Raw genomic sequence first — 24,244 nt, 5'->3', positions numbered from 1 at the left:
TCAACAAAAATCAATCCGACTGAGACTCAGACTATTTGTAATAGACTCCATTTCGATAGCCCCGAAACATGCTACACAGGATCGCCCAGCTAAAATGCCACAGCATTTCTGATACAGGAATCTCAAGGATTTTATACCCCAAAATAGGTTCGTCATGTAGCATACCATACCTATCCCAAAAATGAGGATAAAGAATACCAAAGGTGATGTAATAGATCACAATCACAATCGCAAGAATGGCAAATCCTGAAATCAAAGACAACCCAATCAAATCAGGCCGCTGAATCCAGATATAAGTAGCCAGGCCCATAAATGTAAAAAAGGTGACATAGCCTGAGTGAATATCTAAGACCAAGCTAAACAAGGTCAAGCTAGAGCAGCCAATCAGCCACAAAAAGAAAAAATCCCGGTTCTTGGCCGGAGTCTGCTTGTCGTAGTTGATTTCCTTCTTGGTAAAAGAAGAATGGATATAGCCCCCAACACCAAACATGGCGAAGCCAATGATGAAATCCTCGATCCCTGGCCAACCGGTTTTCCAAAGCATAGGAGGCTGCCAATAGTCATGAAAATACCATACTTCCGCGACTATGCCCATCAAGCCGCCGATGATGCAAACCTTGATCATGCCGGATTTCCAAGGGTTTTTCCAATAAACTACAGCCCAGGCCAGCAAATAAAGAAGAGACAAAATCAAATAGGCGTAGCGGTCTTCCAGCATCTTTTAAAAATTAATAATGACTGCGAAAATAAGGAAAAAGCCTAGCCCTCAAAAAATCCCAGAGCTTTTCAAATTTTATCCCAAGCTAGCCGTAATTATTTATAAGTTTGAACCCAGAAATCGAGACCATTTTTATGAAAAACTACCATTTCATTGCCATCGGAGGTGCCGTCATGCACAATTTGGCCCTGGCACTGGTGAAAAAAGGATATCATGTCACCGGATCGGATGATGAGATTTATGAACCCTCCAAAACCAGACTTGCACAAGCAGGAATTCTTCCTGAAGAATTTGGCTGGTTTCCAGAAAAGATCCAGAAAAATCTGGACGGGATCATACTCGGAATGCACGCCCGAATCGACAATCCCGAATTGGTGCGAGCCAAAGAACTGGGAATCCCGGTTTACTCCTTTCCAGAATTTATCTACAATCAAAGCAAAGACAAAAAACGGGTCGTGATCGCTGGATCTCATGGTAAGACTTCGATTACATCCATTATCCTGCACGTGCTGAAGGAGCAACAAATTGACTTTGACTATTTGGTAGGTGCTCAGATTGAGGGGTTTGATTTGATGGTCAGATTGTCCGATGCTCCCGTGATCATTATCGAAGGCGATGAGTATTTGACTTCTCCTTTGGATCGAAGGCCAAAGTTCTTTCATTACAAGCATGACATTGCCTTACTTTCGGGGATAGCCTGGGATCATTTCAATGTATTTCCGGATTTTGAGGAGTATAAGGATCAGTTTAGGCAACTCATAGATCTGACTCCAGATCAAGGGGAATTGATTTATTGTGAAGCAGATCTCTTGGTCAAAGAACTCGCAGAGAAAAGTGCCATCAAAGGGATCAAAAATCCCTACCTAGCTCACCCTGCTAGTATTTCAGGAGGAAAAACAAGCCTTATTACCAAAGCGGGAGAGATTGCTATTCGAATTTTCGGAGAGCATAACCTGCAAAATCTAAATGGTGCAAAGAAAGTCTGCGAAGCACTTGGTCTCAGTGAGGACCAGTTTTATGAATCTATCCAAAGCTTCAAAGGTGCTGCCAAGCGGATGGAGCTCATCAAAGCTCAGGAAGACCGCGCACTTTATCGGGATTTTGCACATGCTCCTTCCAAATTGAAAGCAACTGCGAATGCTGTCAAGGCTCAGTTTCCAAACCGAAGGCTGATCGCCGTGCAAGAGCTACATACTTATTCCTCCCTCAACAAGGATTTTCTGCCCAACTATGCATCTACCATGGATGCTCCAGACGATGCCATCATCTACCTCAATCCGCATGCTGCGGAAATGAAACGGCTTGAACTCATGGATGAGGAAACTCTCAGAAATGGATTTAAAAGAAAGGATTTAAAACTCTTTACGGATAGTCATGCTTTAAAATCGTACCTTTTGAGCCAAGATTATACAAACACGAATCTGCTTTTGATGAGCTCAGGCAACTATGACAATATGAACCTAGAAGGACTCAAAGCAAAATTTGATTGAAAATGGATTTAAACTTAAAAAACTCAATTGCATTTTTTGACCTTGAAGCTACTGGAACCAATGTGGGAACCGACAGAATCGTGGAAATCTCCATCGTGAAGGTTCATCCAAACGGGTGGCAGGACATCTATACCAAGCGGGTCAACCCTGGGATTCCCATTCCATTGGAGTCCTCTCTGATCCATGGGATTTATGACAAAGACATCAAAAACGAACCTACTTTTAAAGACTTGGCTAAAGATATCCATCAATTCATCGGCGGAGCAGATTTGGCAGGTTTCAATGTGTTGAAGTACGATATCCCCTTACTAGTTGAAGAGTTTTTGAGAGCAGGAATTGACTTCGACTTGGACAAAAGAAATCTTCTGGATGCGCAGAAAATCTTCCACTTGATGGAAAAAAGAAACCTGACTGCTGCCTACAAATTTTACTGCGGTAAAAAACTGGAAAATGCCCATAGTGCTGAAGCTGATACTTTGGCTACTTTGGATGTTTTCAGAGCTCAGGTAGAGCGATACCTAGGAGAAGAAGCCGAAGATTTACAGGGAAATAAACTGGGAGTTTTCGAGAATGACATGAAGAAAATCCACGATCTGGTCAATGAAAAAATGGTCGATCTGGCTGGTAGATTTATATTTAATTCCGAGGGTATTGAAGTTTTCAACTTTGGAAAACACAAGGGAAAACCGATCGAAGAAGTACTCAAAGAAGAACCTGGCTATTATGATTGGATGATGCGAGGCGATTTTCCATTGGATACCAAAAGAAAACTGACTCAAGTGAAGCTGAGAGGTTTTGGATCTAAATAACATCAAAAAGGAGTAGGCTAATCACCTACTCCTTTTTGTTTACTGCTTTTTGAAATCTTATGACTCCATTTAACGCTGGGTAGGACTTGCAATTCCACCCTCCTATCCTTGCCAATTTTTAATTGGAATTTATCCGTAAAACCTATTAATTTAGAAATTGTCAAATTCTAAAAATAGTAATGTATAATTTCTCCCGTCAATTGTCGTGGATTACGCTTAGTCAATGCCATTTTTTAATCCAATCATATTCTACTCCCAGCGGGAAAAACCTATCACGTCACCTAAATATGCATTTCTATCAAATTCAATTATTAATTGGTCACACCAATTAGATGCATAACTATAGAGCCTACAATCATTAATGCATAGAATCTAGCCCACCACACTAATCGTGAGGACTTATAATACTTATTATAAAATTGCGAAAATACCCAACCTATTAGTCCAGATCCTATAAACTGAAAAACTACACCTCCAAACGCCCTTGAAAGCTGATCGAAGTTAAGATACATTTGAACCAAAACTGATAAGAAAGTTAAAATTATAATATACCTATATTTTTTCATTTACATCTCATTTATTTTTGAAAATAGCTTTTCAAGAAAGGCAAACTACATATGAAAATTATCTAAACTATGTTATCTTTTGCAACGAAAACCTCATATATTTACTATCCGCGTGAAGGTTCAAACTACACCTAGTCAACGCCATTTAAATAATTGAATTTTACTCCTAATTGGGGGAAGGTCCTTCTATTCACATAATGGAAAAACGACTTTAATATATACTGACTTTTCCAAGTCTGACTCTAAATTCCAAGATTCTAACGAGGAATCAACCTGATTATAATAATTTAATGTTGATAAAGCCAAAACAAACTTCTTTATTGGCTTATCTGAGTAATATAAAATCACTTCTTTATTTGCTTTTTTTATTGAAAAAATATTGGAACAGGAATCCAAGATTTCAACAAATGATTCACCTGGAAAGAAACCTAACAAATTACCTCCAGAAAAATAAACCTTAGAGTCTCTAGCCATTTCATCTAAATCAAGATTACTAGAGATATTAAGATCCTTTTCACTCATATAAAAACCTCTAGAAAGCCCTCTTTTACTAATAGAAACATATACAGGATTTTCTATTAAAATTGTATCTACGACATAAAATGATTCATAGTTATCTTCATCTTTATATGAATTATCCCATGATTTTCTACTACATGATGATATACCAAATAGAACCACAAATAAAACAACTAATCTTAAAAAAAAACTCATTATTTCTATACTTGGCTATTTCATAAATATAATAAAGGAGTAGGCTAATCACCTACTCCTTTTTGTTTATTTCTTGAAAGCGTCGATCATTTATTATAATATTTCAAAGCCTTATCCATATTCGCATTTAGCTTTTCGATCCTTCTATCCGGTCCTGGGTGAGTAGAGAGAAATTCCGGAGGAGTTTCACCTCCCGCAGCAGCCATCCTTTCCCAAAAAACAGGAGCTTCGCGGGGATCATACCCGGCCATCGCCATGAAAATCAATCCCAGTTCATCGGCTTCTAACTCGTGCTTTCTGGAAAAGCTCAACATGCCAAGTTCACTTCCCATCCCCACAGATTGTAGAAATATTTGCTCAGTCATACTTGGATTTTGCCCGACTGCTACAGACAAGACACTCAGTCCCAAGTTGGCTAGCATTCCATTGGACATCCTTTCTCGCGCATGTGACGCTACGGCATGCGCTACCTCATGACCCATGACAACTGCGATCCCGGTCTCATCCTCCGTCACTGGCATGATCCCAGTATAAAAGGCCACTTTTCCACCCGGCATACACCAAGCATTGACCTGCTCTGAATCGATCAAATTGAATTCCCAATCAAAGCTGGCAACCAAATCTTCGTAGCCTTCTTGGACCAAAAATGCTTCTACAGCATCAGCAACACGATTTCCAACTCTTACGACAGCCTGTCCATCAGCCGTATTGGTGATTAATTTCGACTCTTGCTTCACTTGTTGATATTCCTCATTGACCAGAGGCATGATTTCTTCATTGGAGACGGTAGCCAACTGACTTCTTCCTGTCAATGGCACTTTGGCACAGGAATACAGCACCATTCCTGAGAAAAATAAAAGGATGACTTTTTTCATGATTAAGATTGATTGTTTGACTTAGATTTTCCAAAAAGAATACCAAGCTTCTTAGGAGGCGACAAAAATTACTATTTTGAAAGAAATATCAAACCATGTCCAGTATCATCACTCCATCCAAACTGACTCCAAAAGGTCTCGAGTACCAGCAAAAGATGAACAATCCACTCGTCTTTTGGATGGCCATGTTGTCTAAATTGCCTTCGGCTATTTTTTGGAAGTTTCGGATCAAAACAATTACCCAAGAGAAATGTGAGGTCACACTTCCCTACTCTTGGCGAACGCAAAACCCCTTTCGGTCTATCTATTTTGCTGCGATGGCTGGCGCAGGAGAGCTCAGCACAGGAGCGCTTTGCCAGATGTACTTGGCTGGCAGAGGCAAATTCAGTATGCTCGTAGTAGATTTCAAGGCAGAGTTTCACAAAAAAGCAGATCAGAAAATCACCTTTACTTGTGAGCAGGGAGAAGAACTCTTTGATTTGCTCAACCCAATGAAGCCGGGAGACACTGGTCAATTGACGATGATATCGACAGGCACCAATCCAGCAGGTGAAATGGTCGCCAGGATCTATGTCACTTGGTCATTCAAAAAGAAAACTTAATTGGAGAAGGCGGTCTCAAATCGAAAAAACTCTTCCAGACTCTTTTGCACTTTTTCTTCTGACCAATCCAAAAACTCATGACTTTGATGGAATTGATTGAATCGAATGACCAAAGCATCCCAGTCAGATTGTTCCAATTCATACTTGGCCATCAAGTCCGCCTGAACGGAATCTGATTGGATCACTTCGTAATACCCTTGTCGACGTGCGTGCCAAGCCTTCTTTTTTTCATATTCTCGGGCTTGCTTCGCTTTTTTGGTGAAATAGGAAATGGCACCGCTGATAGCCACACCACCATTGGGATCATCAGACCTTGTGCCTGCCGTCACCTCTCCTTTTCTGGAGGGAAGTTCCGCTTCATTTTCATCTTTGAGCACCAATCTCCCATCTTTTAGCCTGTAAGAATAGGCCTGGCTTTTCACTTCGAAAGTGGGTAGAAACCGGGCCATGTCCTGAAGCTGCACCATCAAAAACCGCTCGGTGCCCAATACAATCTCCTGCTCTATAAACCCCGGAAAGGAAAGCTTGAGCGTATCACCCGGTGTCGCATCTACAGAAAAATACCCCCTTTGATTAGTCACAGCTGATGCCTTTTGCCCTGCCACACTGACCTGCACACCCTCCATGTAAGCCTTATCGCTTCCATCTAGGACATTGCCAGAATAGGTACTTTGTGCCATCAGACAACCACTGCTGGTCAGAAATAAAAAAAGAAGTAGGATTTTTTTCACATCCAAAAATAGAGATTGAATCTCAGGAGAGATTGATTTACAGGTTAAAAGAACTTAAAGTCGTTTTCTCACTCAATCCGCAGCAATTTGTCGGTAGCTAGAAATTCTGGTTTTTCTGTTCGGTACCACGTTCGATGGCTAGGGATTTTCATTTCACCCACATTCATCAGACCATCCAAATAAATCACCTCCCCGACTCCCTTTTCCTCATCCTTATAGAACTTATAAGCTTTCATCTCATAGCTGTCCGGTTCTAAATAAAAGTACCATGTATCAGCCTCGTAAGGCACGCGAACAACCTTGTACATTTTCCCATTCAGCATTTCATCTTGCACATCCCTATCTATGCTCGTACCGGCATCCAGTAGCTTCATAGGCAAACCCCATAAATAGCTATAATAATTTCTCATCCGAAGCGCCCGCTCATCCTCGATTGCTCCTTCGGAAACCACCACCGAATCATGGTGTACACGGTACTCCAACCCTTCGATCCAATAAGACATGCTGGAACTAGCATTATCTAAACTGACCTTGTAAAATCTTGAATTCCTTCCGTCCGGCAAACTATCCTGAAAAACCAAAGTGCCTCTGAAGTCGCTCCATTCATTTTGCGGATCATGAAATTCAATTGATTTCGCAATCAGTTCAGGTCCTGTTTGAGAGGCTTTATCCGAAGATTGACATGAAAAAAAAGCGAGTAGCAAAGCAGAAAGTCCAAGTTTTCTCATGAAGTTTTTTTTCCAATCTACTTATTTTTGTCTCAATGAATTCAACTTTGACAAGAATCGCCCCGACACCCAGCGGATATTTACATCTGGGAAATGCTTTTTCATTTTTGCTGACCAAAGCAATAGCTCAAAAAACCGGGGCAAAAATACTTCTTAGAATAGATGACCTTGATAGAGAGCGATACCGCTCAGAATATGTCGAGGATATATTTGAAACTCTTGATTTTTTGGAAATCCCCATCGATCAAGGACCTCAAAATCTCAAAGAATTCGAAGCAGAATGGTCCCAAGTCCATCGCATGGACCAGTACCAAGCGGCCTTGGACCAACTTAAAAATCAGCAGAAGTTATTTGCCTGCACCTGCTCTCGAAAAAAAATCTCACAGATGAATTCTTCGGGGTATTACTTGGGTCACTGCCTTGACCGAAAAATCAAACTGGACCGACCAGAAGCGACTTGGAGAATCAATACCCTCGATGCTGAATTAATACCTCTTTCAACTTATTCTGGACAAAAAAAATGGGAAGTGATTCCCGAAGACGTTTCATTTTTCATAGTTAGGAAAAAGGATGGTTTGCCCGCTTACCAATTAACTTCATTGATTGATGATCTGCATTTCGGCGTAGATTTGATCGTTCGCGGGCAGGACCTCTATAGCTCTAGCATTGCGCAGTCCTTTTTGGCAGATAGTCTCCAGGAGGATGATTTCGAGTCTATTCGCTTTTTCCACCACCCCATCCTCAAAGGCTCAGGCAAGCAGAAGCTTTCAAAATCAGAAGGAGCTACATCGCTTCAGTATCTCAGAAAAAGTGGAAAAAAATTGCCGGAGATTTACCAGATGATCGGAGAAATGTGCGGTCAACCGATTCATTCGTTTGAAGATTTCACATCACTGATACCATAAAAAAGCCCGACTTTTCGGCCGGGCTTTCCAAGATTAATTGTATTTGGCAGGGGTATCGGGTGCCACCATTGATTTTTGTATAAAATCCCGGATGTCATCATTGGAAGTTTCTAGATCTTCCGCTCTGAGATACATCATGTGTCCAGATCGATAGCCTTTGAAAGTCAGACGATCTTTCATCTTTCCATTTGGATCGATGTGCCACATGCTGTACTTGGCATTGAAAAAGTCTGTACCTCCATCAAAGTAGCCCGACTGTACCATCACGTGCAAGAATGGATTTTGGCGCATTGCCTGTCCCAAATCCTCGCCAGTATGCTCATTGGAGCGATCCCAAGGATGAACAGGACCGAAGAGATTATAGGTCAAGTCAGTTTCAAAACCCAACACTTTCTTGGCATAGATATTAAAAGCTGGCGCAAAAGCATGGTTCCAGCTAGTCAACGCAGGATCGAAATCATATCGTTGTCCCGCTTCCATTCTATCAAATCCTTTATATCTACTGTCCAATCGTCCTACTGTCATTCCTTCCTCTCTCAACAATTCCTTCCAAAAGAAACTGGTAGGCACCATCAAATTGTGGCCAAGGATGGCTTCTTTACTGATACCGGAATATCGGGCCATCTGAGTCGCAACTGCATCGCGTTCAGCAGCAGGTAGCATACCTCCTTTGACCATAGCTGGCAAAACCTTATCCAAGGTATATGCTTCCACTTCCGGAAGGATCTCATCTAGATCTTTGCTTTGTAGATCCGCAGGCAGTTGTCCATGATACCAAGCTGTAGCCGCATAATAAGGAAGGTAATTCGCCATCTGAACAGGTCCGCCCCGTTCTATTCCCAATTCGGTAGGTGATACCAAAATCACTCCGTTGAAATACATCCAGTGAGCATTTTGAAGCTGAGCAACTAAGCCTGCCACACGGGTGGTACCATAGCTTTCACCGATCAGATACTTGGGAGATGCCCATCTATTTTGTCTTGTCACAAAAGTATTCACCCAATCCGCGAGGTATTTAATATCTGAGTTGATTCCAAAAAATGTAGATCGAGGCGTCTCTTCATCTACAATTCTAGAATATCCAGTATTGACAGGATCTACATAGACTATATCAGCCACATCCAGAATAGAGTGAGGATTGGACTTGGTTCCATAAGGCTGGACTGGGTAGCCTTCATCATCGATATTCAAGATCACCGGACCGGTATAGGCCAGGTGCATCCAAATAGACGCAGACCCGGGACCTCCATTGAAAGAGATCACCAAAGGCCTTGTATCCTTGTCGGAGATATCCGTACGTTCGTAATAGGTGTAAAACAAAGAAGCAATTGGCTCTCCTTTGTCATTCCAAACCGGCTGAGTTCCCGTGATAGATTTGTAGGGAATAGATTTGCCTTTGATGGTGGTTTGGTGAGTCTTTTCGATTTTTGACTCGACAGGAATCTGTCGTGTTTCCTGAGCCATGGCTACGGTAAAACCGAGCAAAAACATGGCTGAAAGGTAGATTTTTCTCATACGTTTAGTGATTTGAAGGTAAACTAAACGGAAAGAGGCTAAAATACAGGGGCTTTTACACCAATGGAATTAAGACTTGCTTTCTGAGACCAATTTAGCGATGACAACTGCCGGATATAAAATCCCGACAGTACTCATAAACACTGAGAGCATCTTGGACATGACATTGACGGGATAGTAGTCTCCAAACCCAACAGTCGTCAAACTCACCAAACTAAAATAAATATACTCCGAAAAATCCTCATCCAAACCTTGAAGATTCAAGGCTCCTGAGATACTACTTCCCACAGTCAAATTGATAATCTCAAACACAAATGCTCCCAAAATGGCCATGCAAAGGTATACATTGATTGCACCGACCACCCGATACAAATTGACCTCACGATCCCGAAACAACAATCTGATATTCAGAAAAATAAACACCATCATATTCGCAATCCCGACGATTCTTTCGGTCAGATAAAACTGCACTGGTAAATCAGAAAATCGCAGCACCCTCAGAGTCAACTGCGAAATAAACAGTGCCGATGTCAGGAAAATCAGGAGTCGTTTTCTGGAGGACCAGATCCCTGTGAAAAACAAAAACAGAAACACCAAATTGACAAAAACCATATCGATATGGCCATAGTCAATCAAAATAGGAAGTACAAAAACCGTAAAGAGTAGGATTAGTAGCAGCAATCCAAAACTGGCGTCAGTCAGCCAATAATCTGTAAAGTCATTGGCGAGTCTTTTAAACCTGATTCTTTTGGCAAATTCTTTCACGTTGATTTAGATTTCCATGGCTCCAGCAAAAACTGCCACAGCCTGACCTCTCAATATCACCCGATCATCGTGCTTTTCCAAATCAATCTTTCCTCCCCTCTTACTCGCCTGAAAAGCTTTCAAACTCAACTTTCCGGATTTCTGAAACCAATAATCCATCAATGCACAATGCGCAAATCCTGTGACCGGATCTTCATTGATCCCCACATTGGGACCAAAAAACCTAGATATAATATCAAATTCCCCATCTCCGGCGGCAGTCACGATGATCCCTTCCTCACTATGCTGAGAAACAGTCTGAAAATCTGGAGCAACAGATTTGACAGCTTGCTCTGACTCTAGTTCAAAAATCCAATTCTTAGACAATTGAGAAGAAGCGAGGATTTTTTTCCCGAAGAAATCACTGCCAAAGTATGGATGCGTATCATGGAATGTCGGGATCAATGGAAAATTCATTTCCAGCCAATCTCCATCACTTTTCACCTTGAGCTCTCCACTAAGAGTCTGAAATCGGATTTCATCTCCCGGCAATGCCCATCCATTTCTCATCATCCAAAAAGCCGAAGCCAACGTAGCATGACCACATAGGCTAATCTCAACTGTCGGCGTAAACCACCTCAAACTAAAATTGCCCTTTTCATCAGTTTTCTGAACAAAAGCTGTTTCACTGAGATTCATTTCCATGGCGATGAGCTGCATCATCTCCTCTGATAGAGGCTGCTCCAGCAGGCATACTGCGGCAGGATTGCCACCAAATGCCCTATCCGTAAATGCATCAATTATTCCAATTCCTAGTTTCATGGATACCGTTCTTGAAGGATAGAAAGATGGTGAATAAAATGTCCCGGAATAATCCAAAACAAAGCCCTAGGAGTAATAGTAGAGCCATTGGCAGTACCTTGATTGTCAAGTACATCTTGCTGCAATGTCTGAATCAACGTGACTAAGGCTCTCCTTTGAGCTGCGAAGTCTTCCAACAGCAATTCAATATCCACCGCACCGAATCGGGCATTGAGCACATAAGGATCCTGATCAAAACCAGGAAGAGATGATTTTTCACCCCTGGCAAAACACAAAGCCCTGAAAGTCATAATTCTCTCGGTATCAATCACATGACCTAGCACTTCCTTAGGTGACCATTTACCTTCAGCATAGGGTTGATTTTCCCAATCTGCCGGCTTTTCGGCAAAGAGCTTCTTGACCGCATTCACCTGATCCTGAATCAAGTTGCAATAGTCGGTGTCTTCCACCAGCTTCAGATAGGTATGATAAAATGCGGGATAATCGCCTTTGTTCGGTATTTTAAAGGTATTCATGTAAAAATTGAATGTTTGTTAGATTGACTAGGATAAATTTAGTCTTATGCTTTTAATCAACCCTACTATGCGCAAAATTTTATTCACCTTTTCCCTGGCCGCAATGGCAAATTGGGGATATAGTCAAACCATAATTCATAGAAATCCTGAGATCGCTCAGATGGTCTCTGAGATATCCTCTGACTCATTGGAGGCTCATGTTCGTAGATTGGCTTCCTTTAACACCCGACATACACTTAGCACGGATTCTCAAAATGGTATGCCAGCCGCACAGGACTGGGTTTTGTCAAAATTTCAAACCTATGCCACTGATGCCAATGGCAGAATGACTGCGGAAATAGAGAGGTTTACCATACCAGGAGATGGACGCAGGATCGAGCAAGACTCACCAGGAGCAAATGTAGTCGCCACACTGAAAGGAACTGATCCAAATGATACTAGGATATTTATCATTTCGGCACATATGGATTCCAGAAATAAGAATGTGATGGATGCAGAAAACCCAGCACCCGGAGCCAATGATGATGGTAGCGGAACAGCAGCAGTCATAGAGCTGGCAAGAGTCATGGCCTCTCATTCTTTCCCGGCTACCATCAAATTCGTAGCATTCACAGGAGAAGAGCAAGGACTCAAGGGAGCCACCTACATGTCAGACAAGGCTCAAGAGGAAGGTTGGAATATTGCTGCAGTCCTCAACAATGATATAGTGGGAAATAGTGAGTCTTCAGGTACCCTGATCAAAGATAATCTGAAAATGCGGGTATTTTCAGAGACCATCCCTGCATCTGAATCTGAGCGAGAAGCCGCCATTCGACGCTACTCAGGATCCGACAATGATAGCAAATCCAGACAACTAGCTCGCTACATCAAAGAAGTAGGCGAGCGATATGTGGATCAGTTTGAGGTCAAACTGATCTATAGACCTGACCGATTCTTGCGAGGAGGCGACCAGACTTCCTTTGCCAGAAATGGTTTTACAGCTGTGCGTATGTCTGAGATGAACGAGCATTTTATCCATCAGCATGAAAACGTAAGAGTGGAAGATGGCATTCAATATGGAGATTTACCCGAGTTTATGGACTTCGAATATTTGAGGAAAGTAGCTGCAGTCAACCTGGCTTCTTTGGCTACTCTGGCTTCTTCTGCAGATCAGCCGCAGCAGGTTCAGATCGATGTCAGAGGCCTGAGCAATCACTCTATTCTCCTCTGGGAAGCACCAAAAGTCGGCAAAGTCAAAGGCTATTATGTGCTGATGCGTGAGACTTCATCACCCGTTTGGGAAAAGAAATTTTATACCACGGAGACTAATTTGACGATCCCCTACTCCAAGGACAACTACTTCTTTGCCGTACAGTCTGTTTCAGAAAATGGCTCCGAAAGTCTGGCAGTATTTCCTTCACCCCTAACTAGATAAGTTATCGCTATTTAATTAAACCTATTCTAAATTTTTATCCATCAAGCCTTTAAGGAACTTTCACAGCCATTATTAGTTAATTTTGTACTAAACAATTGAAACAATGAAACAAAAGGAAATAGTAACACTACAGCGTTCACTTTTGCACGATACAGAGGAGCAACTCAACAAGCAAATCGAAATGGAAGGAAAGTCTTCTGCCTATTATCTTTCCATGGCTTCATGGTGTCATATGATGGGTTATGAAAATGCTGCCAAATACCTCTACACTCATGCAGATGAGGAAAGAATGCACATGATGAAGATTTTCCAATATGTGAATGAGGCAGGCGGACACGCCATTCAGCCTGAGATCACAGGAATCAGACATCATTTCAACTCTCTGAGAGAAGTCTTTGAGTTGATCTTGGAACATGAAATCCTAGTAACCAAGTCTATCAATAATATCGTAGACCATGCTTTTAATGTGAAAGATTTTGCCACATTTAGCTTTATGCAATGGTATGTGACAGAGCAGCGTGAAGAGGAAACCATGTCCCGTAGGGCAGTCGAACTCTTTGATATCATCGGAGAAGAAGGCGTCGGTCTATGGACTATCGATCAAGAGCTTGGCAAGCTACATGCAGCAGCTCATGCGGATGCCAATTCCGCAGGAGCCTGATCTTGACCTTGTTATTCAATAAAAAAAGCGGTTTCCACAACCGCTTTTTTTTATTTCCTCTATTCTCAATTTTCCCCTTACAAATCAGTTCAACTGTGAAAACTTGAAAGAATGTCATCCGCTCATTTCAACTAGTTTTTGCCAGTATTCTTCCGGACTATTCCATAAAAGCTGAGTTTTTAACCATTTATTTTTAATTTCAACTCAGAAAACAATACCAATGAAAAATCTGAATTATCTAACATATAGTTGTGGCATCGCTCTTTTAGGATTAGTAGCTTCCTGCGGAGAAAAGCCCAAAGAAGAAGTCAAGGACGAAGAAAAGATGACCTTGGCGGCTACTCCAAAGCCTGACAAACAGCCAGAAGGAATGGCGTGGATCCCAGGCGGTGAATTCACCATGGGGACGAATGAAGCTGATGCTTATGAGGCAGAGAAACCTGCGGTAGATCTGCAAGTCCAGGCTTTTTGGATGGATACGCATGAAGTGACCAATGCCGAATTTGCGAAATTTGTTGAAGCTACCGACTATGTGACTGTAGCAGAAAGACCCATAGATTGGGAAGAACTAAAAAAACAACTTCCTCCAGGCACTCCAAAGCCAGATGATTCTGTTTTAGTACCAGGATCTATGGTTTTCAACCCTCCTCCCTATCAAGTTCCTCTTCAGGACATCTCTCTCTGGTGGACTTGGGTAAATGGCGCCTCTTGGAGACATCCAGAAGGTCCAGACAGTAATCTGGACGGAAGAGAAAACCATCCTGTAGTGCATATCTCTTATGAAGATGCCCTCGCCTATGCAGACTGGGTAGGAAAAAGGCTCCCAACCGAAATCGAGTGGGAATTTGCCGCAAGAGGAGGAATGGACGGAAAGCGATTTGCCTGGGGAGATGAACTCACTCCCAATGGACAATATCTAGCCAATACTTTTCAGGGAACATTTCCAAATGAAAACTTAGGAGAAGATGGTTTTGTAGGCACTAGCCCTGTGAAAAATTATGCTCCCAATACATTTGGACTCTATGATATGATAGGCAATGTATGGGAACTCACCAGTGACTGGTATGATGCCTTGAAATATGCCAGACTTGCAGGACAAGCTCCCAAGCTGGATGCAAATATGAATCCTTGCTACAATCCTGACAATCCTTTTGCCCAAGAGCGTGTGATCAAAGGTGGCTCCTATCTCTGTGCCACGAACTATTGCGTCAATTACCGACCTTCGGCGAGACAGGGTCAAGCCTTCGACTCGGGCACTTCCAATGTCGGCTTCAGACTCGTCAAAGATCCTGACAATCCAACTCTAGGAATGAAATAAATATAAAAAAGCAGCAATTGACACTTGCTGCTTTTTTTATGAATTAGGGAGTATATCCCTTGGTGATCCGCTGTATATATTTCCCTACAATATCAAATTCCAAATTGACCTGGTCTCCGACTTTAAGCTGATGGAAGTTGGTATGCTCATACGTGTATGGAATGATTGCCACTGAAAAAGCTCCTGCTCTCGAATTGAAGCATGTCAGACTTGTACCGTTAATTGTGATTGAGCCTTTTTCCACAGTGACATTTCCGATGGCAGGATCATATTCCAAATCAAAAACCCAAGAACCATCTTGGTCTTTAATCGCACTCACTTTTCCCACCTGATCCACATGGCCCTGCACTATATGCCCATCAAATCTCCCATTTGCAGCCATACAGCGCTCTAGGTTTACTTTTTTGCCTACTTGCCAGCCGGAAAGATTGGTTTTCTGGATAGTCTCATCTATCGCTGTCACCCGATAGCTATCAGGCTTGGTTTCGACCACCGTCAGACATACCCCGTCATGAGCGAGGGACTGGTCTATTTTTAATTCAGAAGCGAGATTTGACTCTAAATCAAAATGAAAATTACTTCCATCCTGAGTGATTTTCTGAATGGTTCCAAAAGATTCAATTATTCCTGTAAACATAGAATTTGCTTTGTACTGGCTTTCAAAGGTTAAGCAAAAATTGCCCGTTTGAGTTTCAAATTAAGCCAAAATATCATTTATCTTCGATCGAAATTGAATTTCTAATGCCACTTCTCAAACTCGAAGACACCTATCTACACAAAGGAAAAAGAAGGGCTTTGGTAGCCGAACTCAAATCCAAAGGTATCCAAAGTCAGGAAGTCCTGAATGCCATCAATACCCTCCCCCGGCATTTCTTTTTTGACTCAGCATTGATCTCACATGCCTATGAAGACAAGGCTTTTCCGATAGGTGAAGGTCAGACTATTTCCCAGCCTTACACAGTTGCATTCCAAACAGAATTATTAAATATCCATCATGGAGACAAAGTCTTGGAGATCGGTACTGGGTCTGGCTATCAAGGAAGTATCTTGCATCTCTTGGGAGCCGAAGTATACACGATCGAGTATCAAAGGAAACTATTTGAAGGGACTTCCAAATTTTTGAAAAGATTGGGGATAGAAATGAATCTCTTCTACGGAGATGGTACAGGAGGATTACCGGCTTATGCTCCCTTTGACAAGATTTTGGTCACTGCAGGAGCCCCCATCATACCTGAAGCGCTGATCAGCCAACTCAAGCCTGGAGGAATCTTGGTAATCCCTGTAGGAGACCGAAAAAAACAAGCTATGATCAAAATCACCAAGAAGAATGATGGTACCTTGAGCCGGGAGGAATATGACAATTTTGCCTTTGTGCCTCTTCTAGGCAAGGATGGCTGGAGATAGAAAAAGTCACTTTCTCACAAATGTCAAAATTATATTTTGACAAAAATCATCAAATTAGCAATTAAACAAATTTAATTTCTATTTTTGTCAAAACACTTCATCATGGCCAAAAAGAAATTTGTAAAGGAATCAGCTACCATCATGACTGAGATGGTACTACCCAATGACACCAACACGCTCAACAACCTTATGGGAGGGCGATTGATGCACTGGATGGATGTGGTAGCGGCCATCGCAGCGCAAAAACATTCCAACAGAATCGTAGTGACTGCATCAGCTGACAGCATTTCTTTCAAGCAGCCTATTGCCTTGGGAAATGTCGTTACCCTTCAAGCCAAGGTGACCAGAGCATTCAACTCATCTATGGAAGTGTTTATAGAAGTAACTTCCGAGGATATTCCTGCCAGCAAAAAAACGATCACACATAGGGCCTTTTTTACCTTTGTGGCGGTAGACCAAAACGGAAAACCCATTGAAATCCCTGAGGCTGTTCCTGAGACAGAAGAGGAAAAAGAACTGTATGACGGCGCTTTGCGAAGAAGACAATTACGACTTGTTTTGGCAAAGCGGATGAAGCCGGAGGATGCGGTAGAACTAAAATCGATTTTCAATCTAGAAATCACCAAATAATCGAAAGGGAAGACATAAAGTCTTCCCTTTTTTTGGCTTAAGGGGATTTTTTGAGCAATTTTCAGGCATGGAAAAAAGCAGTCTTGGTGAATTGAAACTATTCTTGACGGAGGATATTTTTTTGTTGGATGAGGATCTCGAATCTTTGACTAAAAATGACTCGCAAGAGATTCAAGTCAAACCTACCCAGACTACCGCGATCTCCAGCCCTCTTCCGAGCCCTGTGGCAGAGAACCCGGCACAAGAGGAAGAAGTCCAAGAACCAATCAAAGTTCGTGGGAAATTTGAAAAGGGAATTCTGATCCTTCATGAGGAAAGCTCCTTGGCAGATCCCGTCATGGACATGCTCGTAAAAATGATCACAGCCGTCAATCATTCAATGAGCGAAGTAGGACTCTTGAGTTCCGAAGAATTAGAAGGAAGAACTTTAGAAGAATTTCAAGCCATCAATGCACATGTCATTCTGAAGTTTGGCAGGATCAAGCACCCCATCAATGCCCTACCCATCCATGAATACCAGCCTCATACCGAGGATGAAACAGAATATCTATTTGCCGATTCACTAAGTATGATCGCAGAAGACGGCAATCTCAAAAGGAAACTTTGGGCTTCTCTCAAAAGCCTATTCAATTTAGCATAAGTATCTCTATGACTCCCGAACAAACCACTTGGGCAAAACGATTCAAATGGATCAGTCTGCTCGAAGGCATTTCCTTTCTGGTTCTTTTATTCGTAGCTATGCCTCTCAAGTACATGATGGACATGCCTATGGCTGTCAAAATCGTCGGATGGGCCCACGGCTTACTCTTCATTCTATACATCTACACGGTGTTTCCTACAGCAAGCAAGTTGAAATGGAAATTCTCCAGAACTTTCTTTGCATTAATCGCATCCATTCTCCCTTTTGGTCCATTTATTTTTGATAGAAATCTGAGAAAAAGCCAACATGTAGAGCTATAACATGGCCTTGATCAGCAAAAAGAAAAAAGTCTACCCCATCAGTCCAGGTCTGAGAAACTATCTGGTCGAAAATTCACGTGAAGTGGATATTCCCATCCATTACCACGAGCTACTTCGCTATAGCAACTCGATCGCGCTGTATGATTCCAAAGAACAGGACACGCTGTGGGAGACCGTATTCTATGATGAAGCTGATCGGGAGGAGATCCATCTGAATGTGAAGAGAATCTATGCGATTCTGAAAGCGGGCGGAGATATGAGTGTCATGGATCACCTCTATGTGGATCGAATTGACCTTTGTATCTACGGAAATACTCAGCCTTTCAGAGTTCGGATAGTCAATCGCATCAATGACAACTTTGACTACTTTTACATCAAAAATGCGGATGCCTCGCGTGTCTATGGTCTGGAGTTGGAGCATTTACTTTCCCCCAATCGGATCGGCTACCTAGTACATCAAAACACCCTTATTGAAGAGCATATAGCTGGCATTCCTGGGGATAAATTTATGAGGCTGCATATGGCAGATCCTCACCTCAACCCCATCCGATTGGCGAAAGAATTCGTCAAATTCAACGAAAGATGTTACGTCAGATTATTGGGCGACATGCACTCATCCAACTTTGTCATCGATGTCACTCCGGACTTTGAAGAAACACATTATCGCATACGAGCCATCGATTTTGATCAGCAGAGTTACGAAGGCAAACGGTCCATTTATTTACCTCAATTCTTCAAAGAGAACAATGTACTCATCCAACTGGGAATGAAACACATAACCCCAGAGTCTATGCGGCAATATCAACGTGAAGAAAGGGCACTCATCGCTACTCGGCTCAAATCATCACCGGATGAAATAGAAGGAATACTGAAAGCAATGGAAGGAGACATCATCTCGCCTCTGGAAAACGTCGACTCGCTTCGTAAAGAACTGGCAAGACATTACAAAAATCAGAGATTTATGTCTTGCCAAAATATGGGACAGATATTACGAGTCAGTCTAGAGCAATTGCTGAAGTAGCATCTACCACTTTTTCAGCTGTTCATAGACAAGGTGAAGAGGAAAACCCATCACATTGTAATAAGACCCTTCGATCTTAGAAACTCCGACAAATCCTACCCACTCTTGAATCCCATAAGCTCCAGCCTTATCAAAAGGCTTGTAGTTGCGGATATAGTGCCAGATCTCTTCCTCTTCCAAAAATCTAAAAGTCACCAATGTCTCGTCTTCCAAGGTGATCCTTTTGAGCCGATCCATGATCGTGACGGCAGTCATCACCGAATGGGTAGTCCCAGATAGACTTTTGATCATATCAAACGCCTCCTGCTCTGACTTGGGCTTACCCAAAACATGACCATTTTCTATCACTACCGTATCTGAAGTGATCAGAATTTCATTTTCCAACAGCTCATCAGGGAAAGACTCAGCTTTTAATTTGGAAAGAAATGCTGCCACGTATTCAGCTGGAATTTCTGCCGGAACTGTCTCGTCGATTGGATTGACTCGCACTTCAAATTCTACTTCCAACCCTTTGAGCAACTCCTGCCTTCTTGGCGAATTGGATGCTAAAATGAGTTTCTTATTCTTCAGTTTTTCCAAAAAAGGCATCGTAGTCATAGTCAAATTCATCTTGAGCGATACTTCCGAATAGAAGTCCTCCTACAGCTTTAGGATAAAAGTATGTTGATTTTTGAGGCATCACATTGCCTGATTTGCAGACTTTCAGTACCTCCTCCATCCGAAGCTCTCGCGTGATGACTGCAAAGGTCGCCTTTCCACTTCGCACTTCCTGCAAACAACGCGAAAAATTTCTTTCATAAACCAACTGATCAGAACTGCGCTGTTTTTCCTGATCCATTCCCAAGATTTGATGAAAAACCAACTCATGAAGCGCTACCAAGTCTAGCTCTTTGAGCTCAGGAACCAAGTCTGGCAAGAGATTCCAATACTTTTCCACCTTCAACTTCAGAAAATAGGCTTCCCCTCCGATCAATAATCCAAATGTAAATGGACTATGAAAAGCATAAGTTCCCAGCTCCTCTGCATCCAAAAAGCGGCTTACATCAAACCACTCTTCGAGTTTTGCCAGAAAAGTCTCCTGCCCCATCTCCAAACCATAAAACAAGCGATGAGTCGGCAAAATTTTTAGATCCTTTGCAAAGGCATTCGTCAGATACATCAGATGGAATTCATGGCCTTTCCACTTTTTATCCGAAGAGCTACCTTCTTTTTCATGCTTGTATGAGATCGCACCTTCCAGTCTATGATGTCCATCTGCCAGAATGATCTGCTTTTGGGACAAAAAATCCAATATTTTACGTATCACAGGACCATCTTGGATTACAGCAAGTACTTCGCGCACGCCCTGATAGTCTTCTATTTCATAAATGGGCTGGGAGATGGCCTTATCCAAATATTCTTCCAACTCAAAATTTTCATCTTCATACAAGCCATGCGTCGGGCTGGCCTGAATTTGAGTAGCACGAAGGAGATCTACCCTATCCTTGACAGCTGACACGATGGTGTTTTCATGCCGGAGGATTTGTTTTTCTTCCCAATCATAAGCTTTAACATGGGCGATAAAGCCTTTCCTACAGCGCTCTTCTTTTTCTCCGGGAAGCCTGAAATATTGGTAGTACACGTATATTCCAGCAACAGCATCCTGTTGAATTATTCCCTTGGATTTCCATTCCATCACCGTTTTACTGGCTTCTAATGAAGCGTCCATTCCCTTTGGAACTGCGAGGTGAATGCTATTCAGTGGATTTTCATAAAGCTTTTCCCGTTGATTTATAGACACCACATCAAACAAGGGAGCAATCAAGTCCTCCATATTTTCTGTAAACCTATCCGCATAGCGCCAAGCTCTCAGAGGTAATAATTGAGCCATATCAGCGAAGACGATTTTTCCAGTTTCCTGCTTGGTTCTTACTTGCCGCTGTCGAAGCCAAAGAATGTGTTGCTTTCTTATTTTTATCAAAAAACTCCACAGCGAGAGCCGCTAGCAATTCCTCTTCTTCATCAGTCAGCGTAGGACTGAGCACAGCAGGACTAAAGTAGTTGTCGACAAATTTGGTATCAAAGTTTCCACTGACAAAAGCCTCATGCTGCAGTGCAAATCGACAAAAACCCAAAGTAGTCTCGATTCCTGTGATCTGATACTCATCGATGGCCCTGATCATCCGGTCAATTGCCTGCTGTCGTGATTCCGCATAAGTGATCAATTTGGCAATCATCGGGTCATAATAGATCGGAATATCCATTCCTTCTTCAAACCCATCATCTACCCGCACTCCGGGGCCTTGAGGCCGTCGGTAAGTTTGCAGCTTACCTATGTCCGGCAAAAAGTTGTTTTTGGGATCTTCTGCATAGACTCTGACCTCAATGGCGTGCCCTTGAATCTGAAGATCTTCCTGTGTAAAGCTCAATTTTTCTCCCTGAGCAATTCGAATCTGCTCCTTCACCAGATCTTTTCCAGTGATCATTTCGGTCACTGGATGCTCTACCTGAAGCCGGGTATTCATCTCTAAAAAGTAAAAATTCAATTTTTCGTCCACAATAAACTCTACCGTACCAGCGCCATAATAGTCACAAGCTTTTGCAACACCCACAGCGGCCTCCCCCATTGCTTTTCTCATCTCAGGGCTCACTACGGCAGAAGGGGCTTCTTCTATGACCTTTTGATGCCGTCTCTGGATCGAGCACTCTCGCTCAAAAAGGTGCAAGATAGAGCCATGTTGATCCCCCAATATCTGAATCTCAATATGGCGCGGAGAAGTGATGTATTTTTCAATAAAAACCGCTCCATCTCCAAAGGCAGATTGGGCTTCAGACACGGCTCGCTGCATCTGCTCTTCAAAGTCACCCTCCTGCTCCACAATCCGCATTCCTTTGCCTCCTCCTCCTGCGCTGGCCTTGATCAGGATAGGATAGCCTATCTCAGCAGCTTTGGTTTTTGCAGCCGCAATATCTGAAATGGCCTCTTCTGTGCCAGGAACCAAGGGAATATCGTACTGGGCAACGGCCTGCTTGGCGGCTAGCTTGCTTCCCATCACCTCTATGGATTCTGGAGATGGACCTATGAAGATCAATCCTGCCTCTGTTACTTTTTTGGAGAAAGAAGCATTTTCGGACAAAAACCCATAGCCTGGATGAATCGCATCCACTTCCATCTCGAGACAGACCTGAATGATTTTATCCGCCAATAAATACGATTGACTAGATGGAGGAGGCCCCAGGCAGACAGCCTGATCTGCGTATAAAACATGCGGTGACAATCTATCTGCTTCTGAGTAGATAGCCACTGTTTTTATGCCCATTTCTTTGGCAGAACGCATGATCCGCAGGGCTATTTCGCCACGGTTGGCGACCAAAAGTTTCTTGATTTCCAATGTCTCTTCAGGTTTGATTTGGGTATTATTTTCAAGTCTCAGCTAAGTAAGGAAAATAATCTGAGCTTTGTTAAAGAACCTGATCATAAGACCTGTTTTTTGCTTGGTAGGCATTTTAGTTTTATTTTTGGCGGATTTTCCAAGGGGAATTTCCTCGGAAATCTTATCACTTAAACATATTTTGCTTTGGATCTATTTGCAAAACTCCACACGAACCTAGGCCCATTGGGCAAACACTCCCAGTATTCTGATGGATATTATATGTTCCCCAAACTGGAAGGAGAAATCTCTCCTCGTATGCAGTTTCAGGGAAGAGAAGTTTTGACATGGTCATTAAATAACTACCTAGGCCTAGCCAATCACCCAGAAGTAAGAAAAACTGATGCCGATGCAGCAGCAAAATGGGGAGCAGCTTATCCTATGGGAGCCAGAATGATGACCGGGCAAACCTCACTCCATGAGAAGCTGGAAGATAATCTTGCCGATTTTGTGGGCAAAGAAAAAGCTTACCTATTGAATTACGGCTATCAAGGCATCATGTCTGTGATCGATGCGCTATTGGATAGAAAAGATGTAGTGGTCTATGACTCCGAGTGTCACGCCTGTATCATCGATGCGCTACGCATGCACATGGGCAAGCGATACGTCTTCCCGCACAATGATATTGACAATTGCGAAAAGCAACTCGAAAGAGCTACCAAGCTAGCCAATGAAACCGGTGGCGGTATTTTGGTGATCACTGAAGGTGTTTTTGGCATGACAGGTGATCAAGGTAAACTCAAAGAAATCTGTGATCTCAAAAAGAAATTCGAATTCAGACTTTTAGTAGATGATGCGCATGGCTTCGGTACTTTGGGCCAAACCGGTGCAGGTACTCATGAAGAGCAGGGCGTGATCGATGAAGTGGATCTTTACTTCTCCACTTTTGCCAAATCAATGGCCTCTATTGGTGCATTTATCGCTGGTGATGAGAAAGTGGTTCATTACCTAAGATTCAACATGCGTTCTCAGATCTTCGCCAAATCTCTTCCGATGCTATTGGTTGAAGGTGCTTTGAAGCGTTTGGAGCTATTGAAAACTCAGCCTGAACTGAAAGATAACCTCTGGAAAATCGTCAATGCTTTGAGAAATGGACTTCATGAAAACGGTTTCAGCACAGGTCACGCAAATTCTCCTGTGACCCCAGTAGTCTTGAATGGTACTGTAGGTGAAGCAGCGGCACTTTCTCACGACTTGAGAGAAAATTACAACATCTTCTGTTCAGTAGTGATTTACCCAGTGGTACCTAAAGGCATGATTATCTTGAGATTAATCCCGACGGCTGTTCACACTTTGGAAGATGTGAAAGAAACCATCACTGCTTTCGCTGCTGTGAAAGAAAAGTTGACCACCGGACAATACAGAAATTCTGAGCTGGCTGTCGCTTTCGGAGAATAAAAAAAATTCCAAAAAAAACGCCCTCAGGATTGAATTAGCAAGTATTAGGGCTATATTGGATCAAAATAAACTTATCATCAACCTAAAAAACACACTTTTACTATGAGCAGATTTAGTGAAGTCAAAGATCTTATTTTAGGCCTAGAGGCTGATTTCGAAAAATTCTACGATAAAGGAAATCAGGCTGCAGGAACCAGAGTAAGAAAAGGAATGCAAGACCTTAAAAACCTCGCACAAGACATCCGTAAGGAAGTGCAAGATAAGAAAAACGAAGGTTGATCTTACGAAACTAAA

The 24,244-nt window shown here is 42.4% G+C and carries 27 protein-coding genes; 14 read left to right on the top strand and 13 right to left on the bottom strand.

What is annotated here, in order from left to right; genetic code table 11:
* Positions 1-31: 31 nt before the first annotated feature.
* Positions 32-718 carry a lycopene cyclase domain-containing protein gene (locus G460_RS0102560; RefSeq protein ID WP_026953904.1) on the bottom strand — a complete coding sequence of 229 codons (687 nt, stop codon included), beginning with the start codon at positions 716-718 and terminating at the stop codon, positions 32-34.
* Between the two features lie 134 nt (positions 719-852).
* Between G460_RS0102560 and G460_RS0102555 the strand changes: the two genes are divergently transcribed.
* Entirely contained in the window at positions 853-2,208 is a 1,356-nt protein-coding gene (locus G460_RS0102555; RefSeq protein WP_026953903.1) for a UDP-N-acetylmuramate--L-alanine ligase, read from the top strand.
* A gap of 2 nt (positions 2,209-2,210) precedes the next feature.
* Positions 2,211-3,017, top strand: a complete 807-nt coding sequence (locus G460_RS0102550) for a 3'-5' exonuclease (protein ID WP_026953902.1) — start codon at positions 2,211-2,213, stop codon at positions 3,015-3,017.
* Positions 3,018-3,769: 752 nt separating this feature from the next.
* Here G460_RS0102550 and G460_RS0102540 read toward each other — a convergent pair.
* Positions 3,770-4,297 (bottom strand): hypothetical protein, encoded by a 528-nt coding sequence (locus G460_RS0102540; RefSeq protein ID WP_026953900.1) that lies wholly within the window; start codon positions 4,295-4,297, stop codon positions 3,770-3,772.
* A gap of 86 nt (positions 4,298-4,383) precedes the next feature.
* Entirely contained in the window at positions 4,384-5,172 is a 789-nt protein-coding gene (locus G460_RS0102535; RefSeq protein WP_084421135.1) for a M48 family metallopeptidase, read from the bottom strand.
* 95 nt (positions 5,173-5,267) lie between these two features.
* On the opposite strand from G460_RS0102535, the gene G460_RS0102530 reads away from it, so the two are divergent.
* Positions 5,268-5,774, top strand: coding sequence for a PaaI family thioesterase (locus tag G460_RS0102530; protein WP_035463777.1), 507 nt, complete (start codon positions 5,268-5,270; stop codon positions 5,772-5,774).
* On the opposite strand, the gene G460_RS0102525 is transcribed toward G460_RS0102530, so the two are convergent.
* Positions 5,771-6,505, bottom strand: coding sequence for a carboxypeptidase-like regulatory domain-containing protein (locus G460_RS0102525; RefSeq protein WP_026953897.1), 735 nt, complete (start codon positions 6,503-6,505; stop codon positions 5,771-5,773). The two genes, G460_RS0102530 and G460_RS0102525, sit on opposite strands and share 4 nt — an antisense overlap.
* A 68-nt stretch (positions 6,506-6,573) precedes the next feature.
* Entirely contained in the window at positions 6,574-7,233 is a 660-nt protein-coding gene (locus G460_RS22530) for a DUF6503 family protein (RefSeq protein WP_051315885.1), read from the bottom strand.
* 35 nt (positions 7,234-7,268) lie between these two features.
* Between G460_RS22530 and G460_RS0102515 the strand changes: the two genes are divergently transcribed.
* The gene (locus tag G460_RS0102515) at positions 7,269-8,138 is read left to right on the top strand and encodes a glutamate--tRNA ligase family protein (RefSeq protein WP_026953896.1); all 870 of its coding nucleotides are present in this window, start codon (positions 7,269-7,271) and stop codon (positions 8,136-8,138) included.
* 33 nt (positions 8,139-8,171) lie between these two features.
* Here G460_RS0102515 and G460_RS0102510 read toward each other — a convergent pair whose 3' ends face one another.
* The 4 genes from G460_RS0102510 to G460_RS0102495 all read right to left on the bottom strand — a co-directional run bounded on the left by G460_RS0102510 (position 8,172) and on the right by G460_RS0102495 (position 11,734).
* Entirely contained in the window at positions 8,172-9,653 is a 1,482-nt protein-coding gene (locus G460_RS0102510) for a S10 family peptidase (protein ID WP_026953895.1), read from the bottom strand.
* A gap of 69 nt (positions 9,654-9,722) precedes the next feature.
* The gene (locus G460_RS0102505) at positions 9,723-10,418 is read right to left on the bottom strand and encodes a potassium channel family protein (RefSeq protein ID WP_169817491.1); all 696 of its coding nucleotides are present in this window, start codon (positions 10,416-10,418) and stop codon (positions 9,723-9,725) included.
* 6 nt (positions 10,419-10,424) lie between these two features.
* Positions 10,425-11,219, bottom strand: coding sequence for a PhzF family phenazine biosynthesis protein (locus tag G460_RS0102500; RefSeq protein WP_026953893.1), 795 nt, complete (start codon positions 11,217-11,219; stop codon positions 10,425-10,427).
* Positions 11,216-11,734, bottom strand: a complete 519-nt coding sequence (locus tag G460_RS0102495) for a DinB family protein (RefSeq protein WP_026953892.1) — start codon at positions 11,732-11,734, stop codon at positions 11,216-11,218. The genes G460_RS0102500 and G460_RS0102495 overlap by 4 nt, the downstream gene beginning before the upstream one ends.
* A 67-nt stretch (positions 11,735-11,801) precedes the next feature.
* Between G460_RS0102495 and G460_RS0102490 the strand changes: the two genes are divergently transcribed.
* The 3 genes from G460_RS0102490 to G460_RS0102480 all read left to right on the top strand — a co-directional run bounded on the left by G460_RS0102490 (position 11,802) and on the right by G460_RS0102480 (position 15,127).
* Complete coding sequence (locus tag G460_RS0102490) at positions 11,802-13,148, top strand: M28 family metallopeptidase (RefSeq protein ID WP_035463775.1); 1,347 nt, start codon at positions 11,802-11,804, stop codon at positions 13,146-13,148.
* Positions 13,149-13,251: 103 nt separating this feature from the next.
* Positions 13,252-13,809: a ferritin gene (locus G460_RS0102485; RefSeq protein WP_035463773.1), complete on the top strand. Its 558-nt coding sequence runs from the start codon at positions 13,252-13,254 to the stop codon at positions 13,807-13,809.
* Positions 13,810-14,029: 220 nt separating this feature from the next.
* Positions 14,030-15,127, top strand: coding sequence for a formylglycine-generating enzyme family protein (locus G460_RS0102480; RefSeq protein WP_035463771.1), 1,098 nt, complete (start codon positions 14,030-14,032; stop codon positions 15,125-15,127).
* A gap of 43 nt (positions 15,128-15,170) precedes the next feature.
* Here G460_RS0102480 and G460_RS0102475 read toward each other — a convergent pair whose 3' ends face one another.
* Entirely contained in the window at positions 15,171-15,764 is a 594-nt protein-coding gene (locus tag G460_RS0102475; RefSeq protein WP_026953888.1) for a riboflavin synthase, read from the bottom strand.
* Positions 15,765-15,868: 104 nt separating this feature from the next.
* Here G460_RS0102475 and G460_RS0102470 point away from each other — a divergent pair, with 104 nt between their 5' ends.
* The 5 genes from G460_RS0102470 (at position 15,869) to G460_RS0102450 (ending at position 19,142) form a co-directional block, all read left to right on the top strand.
* Positions 15,869-16,531 carry a protein-L-isoaspartate(D-aspartate) O-methyltransferase gene (locus G460_RS0102470; protein ID WP_035463769.1) on the top strand — a complete coding sequence of 221 codons (663 nt, stop codon included), beginning with the start codon at positions 15,869-15,871 and terminating at the stop codon, positions 16,529-16,531.
* A gap of 102 nt (positions 16,532-16,633) precedes the next feature.
* Positions 16,634-17,161: an acyl-CoA thioesterase gene (locus tag G460_RS0102465; protein ID WP_026953886.1), complete on the top strand. Its 528-nt coding sequence runs from the start codon at positions 16,634-16,636 to the stop codon at positions 17,159-17,161.
* Between the two features lie 67 nt (positions 17,162-17,228).
* Positions 17,229-17,801: a hypothetical protein gene (locus tag G460_RS0102460; RefSeq protein ID WP_026953885.1), complete on the top strand. Its 573-nt coding sequence runs from the start codon at positions 17,229-17,231 to the stop codon at positions 17,799-17,801.
* 8 nt (positions 17,802-17,809) lie between these two features.
* Positions 17,810-18,121: a DUF3817 domain-containing protein gene (locus G460_RS0102455; protein WP_035463767.1), complete on the top strand. Its 312-nt coding sequence runs from the start codon at positions 17,810-17,812 to the stop codon at positions 18,119-18,121.
* A 1-nt stretch (position 18,122) separates the two neighbouring features.
* A complete protein-coding gene (locus tag G460_RS0102450; protein WP_026953883.1) occupies positions 18,123-19,142 on the top strand; it encodes a hypothetical protein in 1,020 nt (339 codons plus the stop codon).
* Between the two features lie 3 nt (positions 19,143-19,145).
* Here the strand turns inward: G460_RS0102450 and G460_RS0102445 are convergent, their stop codons facing one another.
* Genes G460_RS0102445 through G460_RS0102435 form a run of 3 tightly spaced genes read right to left on the bottom strand, consistent with a single transcriptional unit; the run spans position 19,146 to position 22,459 of the window.
* Positions 19,146-19,739 carry a Maf family nucleotide pyrophosphatase gene (locus G460_RS0102445; protein ID WP_026953882.1) on the bottom strand — a complete coding sequence of 198 codons (594 nt, stop codon included), beginning with the start codon at positions 19,737-19,739 and terminating at the stop codon, positions 19,146-19,148.
* Complete coding sequence (locus tag G460_RS0102440) at positions 19,702-21,012, bottom strand: DUF1015 domain-containing protein (RefSeq protein WP_026953881.1); 1,311 nt, start codon at positions 21,010-21,012, stop codon at positions 19,702-19,704. The genes G460_RS0102445 and G460_RS0102440 overlap by 38 nt, the downstream gene beginning before the upstream one ends.
* A 1-nt stretch (position 21,013) precedes the next feature.
* On the bottom strand, positions 21,014-22,459 hold the full coding sequence (locus G460_RS0102435; protein ID WP_051315883.1) for an acetyl-CoA carboxylase biotin carboxylase subunit: 1,446 nt from the start codon (positions 22,457-22,459) through the stop codon (positions 21,014-21,016).
* Positions 22,460-22,699: 240 nt separating this feature from the next.
* On the opposite strand from G460_RS0102435, the gene G460_RS0102430 reads away from it, so the two are divergent.
* Both G460_RS0102430 and G460_RS21275 read left to right on the top strand, forming a co-directional pair.
* Positions 22,700-23,950 (top strand): aminotransferase class I/II-fold pyridoxal phosphate-dependent enzyme, encoded by a 1,251-nt coding sequence (locus tag G460_RS0102430; protein ID WP_026953879.1) that lies wholly within the window; start codon positions 22,700-22,702, stop codon positions 23,948-23,950.
* A gap of 102 nt (positions 23,951-24,052) precedes the next feature.
* Positions 24,053-24,229, top strand: a complete 177-nt coding sequence (locus G460_RS21275; protein ID WP_035463761.1) for a histone H1 — start codon at positions 24,053-24,055, stop codon at positions 24,227-24,229.
* Positions 24,230-24,244: the final 15 nt, after the last annotated feature.

The organism is Algoriphagus vanfongensis DSM 17529 (assembly GCF_000429465.1).
Classification (GTDB): Bacteria; Bacteroidota; Bacteroidia; order Cytophagales; family Cyclobacteriaceae; genus Algoriphagus; species Algoriphagus vanfongensis.
This window is presented reverse-complemented; position numbering and strand designations above follow the sequence as displayed.